Annotated in this window: 4 protein-coding genes; all 4 read right to left on the reverse strand. The window is 36.9% G+C overall.

Annotated features, from left to right (window positions below):
- Window positions 1-717: hypothetical protein (locus tag AC1DRQ_RS28900; protein ID WP_477429205.1), on the reverse strand; the 717-nt coding region annotated here is incomplete at its 3' end.
- Window positions 718-791: 74 nt separating this feature from the next.
- Entirely contained in the window at window positions 792-3,062 is a 2,271-nt protein-coding gene (locus AC1DRQ_RS28905) for a GumC family protein (protein WP_477429207.1), read from the reverse strand.
- Window positions 3,063-3,154: 92 nt separating this feature from the next.
- The gene (locus AC1DRQ_RS28910) at window positions 3,155-3,952 is read right to left on the reverse strand and encodes a polysaccharide biosynthesis/export family protein (RefSeq protein ID WP_477429209.1); all 798 of its coding nucleotides are present in this window, start codon (window positions 3,950-3,952) and stop codon (window positions 3,155-3,157) included.
- 326 nt (window positions 3,953-4,278) lie between these two features.
- Window positions 4,279-5,791 (reverse strand): malectin domain-containing carbohydrate-binding protein (locus AC1DRQ_RS28915; protein WP_477429211.1); only part of this gene is annotated, 1,513 nt, incomplete at its 5' end.

Below are 5,791 nucleotides of genomic sequence, written 5' to 3' on the forward strand. Positions count from 1 at the left end.
ACCTAACAGCAGATACATATCAAAGCGTCTTTTTAGTGCAAATGTTACAACCCAAAACGGAAATACGGTAAAAACAAACATGGAAGGTTCTCCGGTATAACCTTTTAGGCGCAGTAAACTAATTCCTCCTAAACTAAACGTTTGAAATAATGAAGCAGATCTGCTTTCGTATCCTACGGTACGGTTTGCCATGAAATCTCCGTTTATACCGGTTACCGCGTATAAAATAAATTCATACAAGGCATAGAAGCATAGCAAACGAAGTCCCCAGTAAATGTACTTAATAGTGGTTTCATCGGCAAAATACTTAATGTAACCATATATTATAAATCCAGCGATGAGAGACAATGACTGCGTTATGTGTGAGATACGATAAAATGTTTTTGTATAATCACCTTTGTTAATCAATATCAAATCGTTTCCAAGCTTTAAATTGCTCACCAGGTTAATGAACTGAGATCCTACGCTTAAAAAAATTATGATGCAAAAAAAGTAGGTAAGCTCCAGGAAAAACTGTCTTTTTTCTTCTTTTAATGGGGATAGCGGGATGATTAAAAATAACAACCCCGACAGCACCGCGATAATTGTTGTACCTGGTATTGAAGGAACAAGTACAAACGAAGTAAGCGGAAAAAACAGCATCATGATATTTACATATCTTCTGACAAATGTCCCGGTATCCTGAACCGGACTATACAATGTTTGGCTATGTATCATATTTAGATTAAAAAAAAGCAGATATTACAATAACCGGTTTTGGGACATGAATGCAATTACTTGCAGTTTAAGATTTACCTTTCTGTACCGTATCCTATACCATACCCATAACCAAAATATCCCGACTTTGAAAAATTAACGTCATTGATAACCAGGTATAAATTATCTACATTATCTTTTGTTCTGATTTCATTGATAATTTCAATTTGTGCCTTATCTGTATAATTATGCCTGCAAACATAAATCGTGATATCAACATGCTTTTGAATAATCAAAGCGTCTGAAACCAGGCCCACCGGCGAACTGTCAATGATGATATAATCAAATGTTTTTTTCAGATCCTCAATCATATGGCTCAGTTTATCATTAAGCAATAATTCGCTGGCGTTGGCTACAACCGGTCCGGAAGTAATTACAAAACAATTTGCATGAAATAAGCTGGGCTTAATCAGGCTTTTTGTATCTAAATTTTCCAGAACATAATTTGAGAAACCAAAATCCTCATTATTTATCCCCAAAGTTTGGGATAACTTAGGTTTACGCAGGTCAAGCTCAATCAGTACTACTTTTTTGCCGGTCATAGCTAAGGTATTTCCTAAGTTTCGCGTTAAAAAAGTTTTACCCTCACCATTAATACTGGAGGTAATCATAATAACATTTGGTTGCCCATCAATAAGTATGTTTCTGAGTTTTGTTCGTAATGTTCGCAAACTTTCTGTTACCTGTGACCTGGAAAAGATATCGGCTCTTGATTTTTCCCTGGATGATTGATGCCCTATTTTCCCGATAATAGTTACATTGGTTTGTTTCTCAATGTCATCTTCAGAACTTATTTTAGATTCCATCATTTTTTTGGTGTTCACCATACCAAAGGGTATGATCAATCCTAAAAAGAACGACATGATGTATATAATAGACTTTATGGGTTTTGCCGGCTCCTTGGTACTTTTGGCGTTATCAATTATTCTGGAATAAGGCATATCGGCAGCCTTAGCCATTGATGTTTCTTCTCTTTTTTGTAGCAAATACACATATAACTGCTGTTTAAGCTCTTGTTGCCGTGAATAGTTCATGATGGCACGCTGTTTACCCGGCACACTCCTTATAGAGTTGCTCAAAACATTCGTTTGCTTATTTATTCCGCTACTGCTCAGCTCCATCTCGTTTTTGTAGCTGTCTATACTTTGCAGTAAATTATGCCGTACTACTTCTATTTGCTGATCTAAATTAACAATTACCGGATTGGTTTCTGTATAAGATAGTTTTTGTTTTGCCCTTTGATTTAACAGTTCATTATACTGACTAAGACTTGCGGCAAAAGATGCATTCTGGATATTTAATGAACTGGGGATAACCTGAACGTTTTCAGGGTCATTTAACCGCTCTTTAAGATCATTTATAATTGAAAGCTGAATTTGCTGTTGCTGGTATTTGTTATCATTCTCACTTGCATTACCTACCAATACTTTTGCCTGCTCCTCAATATCGGTGATATTATTACTACTGCGGTAATCTTGGTACTTTTTTTCTACGTTAGTTAATTCATCACCAACTACGGCTAAACGACTATTAATAAAATTGATCGTGCTATCGATCACATTTTTCTTGTGCTCTATATTATCTTTCAGATACTGATTCATCAAATTTTGCAGTATCAACTCACCCTTTTCGGAGTTAGGGTAATATAAAGTTAAAGCCATAGTTGTGGTACCTTTATCTGTAAATTCCGCATCGTAATTTTTAATTATATCAGATATCGCGTCATCTTCAGATGCGATTTGTGTGGAATATGTTTGCTGATAAATTGGTACACCTGGTCGCCTTACAATCCTGATATTATACTGTGGAAGATTTATCTGTTCACCAAATTTAACACTACGGTCAATGTTTTCATCTTCGTTAACAATGTGTACCGTATTGTTATTTATTACGTCAATTACGTATTCGCGCCTTCTAAGCGAATCTACCTTGGTATGGAGTATTTCAACATTAAAGGGTGCCGCACTATATATTTCAGATGCCAGAAAACCACTGTTTAAAAACAACTTGATATTTAGGTGCATGTTTTGCACCACCTCTTTTATGAGGTTGCGCGATCTTAATACGTCACCTTCATTTTTTATAAGCTCATTAATGTTTAATACAGATGAAACCCCACCATTTGCGTAGGTCGAAGAAGCGTCGGGATTATTGGGTTCCTGTTGCAAAAGCAATGAACTGCTAATAAGATATTGCTTTGTGGCATAAGTGTTATAAACGTAAGCCAGCCCTATACATAGTACAAGGCTTATTGCAAATAAATACCAGTAAGTTTTAAATTGTAACAGAATGCTCTTAAAATTCATAATGTTTTCCTTTTGAGATAGATTTTCAATATCATTTTTACGGTATATTCAATCGGTACGGGCATGGCGTTTTAATGCCATTTTAAACTCCGCTACCAATACCGCTTAGCTAAGATCACAGCTGTAAATAATGTTGCTGCGAGTGAAAGGTATTTGACAAGGTTATTATCATTATTTAAAACCTTAGTTTTCAATGGCTCAACATATACAACGTCGTTTTGCTTCAGGTAGAAATAGGGAGAATTAAGCAAATCCTTTTTCGTCATGTCGAGTTTTACCGAGAAGTTTCTTCCATCGGGGCTTTTACGTATAAGTAATATATTTGTACGGCGCCCGTAAATTGTTAAATCCCCCGCATATCCAATGGCATCCAGTAACGTTACCTGCTCATTTGGAAGAATGTAAGAAGCCGGATGGTTCACTTCTCCCAGTACGGTAACCCTGAAATTTGTAAACCTTACATCCACAACCGGGTCATTGAATGATTTTACCGCTTTTTCTCTGACTACGGCCCTGGCCTGTACTGTGGTTAAGCCTGCTAATTTAATTTTCCCTAATACAGGTATCTCAACTTCACCGTCTTTACTAACCAGGTACCCGGACAAAGGATTTGCAGATCCGGATTGCGGACTGCTGCTATTTACATAAACCCCGTTTCTGCTGTTGATACTTATAGTAGCAGCAGGATCGGTTGTATTAACATTTATAGCCAAAATATCATCAGGTTGAATAGTAGCTTCATTATAGGAGGCCAATGCCAGCGGAGCAGCAGTGTTTGCCTCAGAAATATCCTGAAAGTATCTGAGTTTCTTGGTATTGCCGCAAGAGCACATCAGGAATAGCATAATGACCACACATGATAGGGATACCGGAAAATATAACTTTTTCATATAAATTAAGGTGAATTATTAGGTGCTTTTAATGATTATAGTATTGGTTCCCTTAGATAGCCGTTTTCAGTTAGTAAAATGTGGTTGGGAAGGCCGTGTTATCGTGTAGTATTTTGACTCGGTGACAAAGCTTCGCCCTTTCACTTACAGTGTATGTGTTTTTTCAACCAAATTGTTAGCAATGGAAAATTATCGCTGTTTAGCACTGCTATTTTCATTGAACTCAAACAAATATTATTAAAATATTAAAGAATACCTTCCGAATTTTGGTGTTGATACATTTATGTAAAACTCTGTGTAGTGGGTGAGAAAAGTGAGAAATTACCTCATTCAACGAGTAATTTTGAAAATAAATTTCCTGAGAATGATGTGGCATTTATGATGTAAACACCTTTGTCTAATTTGTTAAACAGGCTGATATATAAATTGGCAGCTCCCATATCATCGGTCATAAATTTCTCAGTTCGTATTAATTTCCCAAACATATTACTAATGGATAACACTACACTTTCGCGCTTACCAAAATTGCTGGCATTTAAATAAAAACTATTCCCCGTGTTTGGATTGGGGTAAACAGTTATTTTCTTTTTGCTCTCGGCTAATTTGTTAATACTTAATGTTGATGTCAGTGAGGATGTGTTTGAAATTTGAAATAACTCTAATCCCGCAATTCCAACCCGGTTAGCAGTAGGATTAAATTTTATAGTTAAAACACCATCATTTACAGTAGTGCTAAAATCTTTTACTAAAGCGGCCCTATAGCCTACCTCACTAAAAATATCAAAATTGGTAAGTACCCCCTGATTTTCTATAAATGCACTAAAAATTCTTGCTCCCGGGACAGTCCAATAATTTTCAGCAAAATGCATTCTAACCAGGTAGTTGCCATTTGAAAGCGGTATTTCATACCTTGTTTCAGCAAGATCTGTCGCTGCAGATAAATAAGTAACATATAATGAATCAATATCAGTACCGGCAACATTAGTTTTCACCCCCTGTTGATCCAGTTTAATAGATCCTTTACGATAGTTTTTGTCAGACTCATATAAATTGTTAGCTATAGTTACATTTGCATCTGCCCCACCTTTTATCCGTTTAATAACATTCACAGTACTGGTGCTGCTATTGCCAATACCGTAAAGAGGAATGCGAAGTGGTGCCGACGCGCTATTATAATTTACCAGCAGAGCCGCATTTTTAATACCCACCGAAGCCGGTGTAAACTTTACAGTTAAAGGCGTCATTGCCTGTACGGCAAGGGTTGATGTTTGCAGTGCAGTTACGCTAAACTCACTGGCATTTGGCCCTGCAATTGTTATGCCCTTTAGTTGTATGGGCGAATCATTGGTGCCATCAGGGTAAGCTACTCCCATATTTTTTACAGAAATTGTGACCGATGCGGACGCTCCTGTAAGGGTTGGATTAAAGTTTATAGCCGATGTTGGAGTAGCGGCCAGGTCTGAATAATGTACTGAGCCCGAATCTGGTTTTATATTTTCAACATAATATATATTGTCCTGGTAATCATAATTGGTAGCCGAGGTACCGAGGTAATCACAGTCCATAATATAAGCGTTGGGCACAATATTCCCGGCGGCGTTCATCACTTTTAAAAATCTGATGCCGATAAGTCCGTTAAAGTTTTTTGTCCTGTCAGAGTATGAACTTCCTATCTTCATTCCAAAAGACCCAGTGGGATTAAATGTTCCCTGAGCAGGTGAACTGGCTGTATGTGAAAGTCTGGGCAATACCGACTGACMATCTAAATTATCATGTGTGAACAATGTTGTAAGCGTTGATGAACCTTTGGCATAATATTTAAAAGCTTCAACTGCCGAA

The organism is Mucilaginibacter sp. P4_E8 (genome assembly GCF_056401495.1).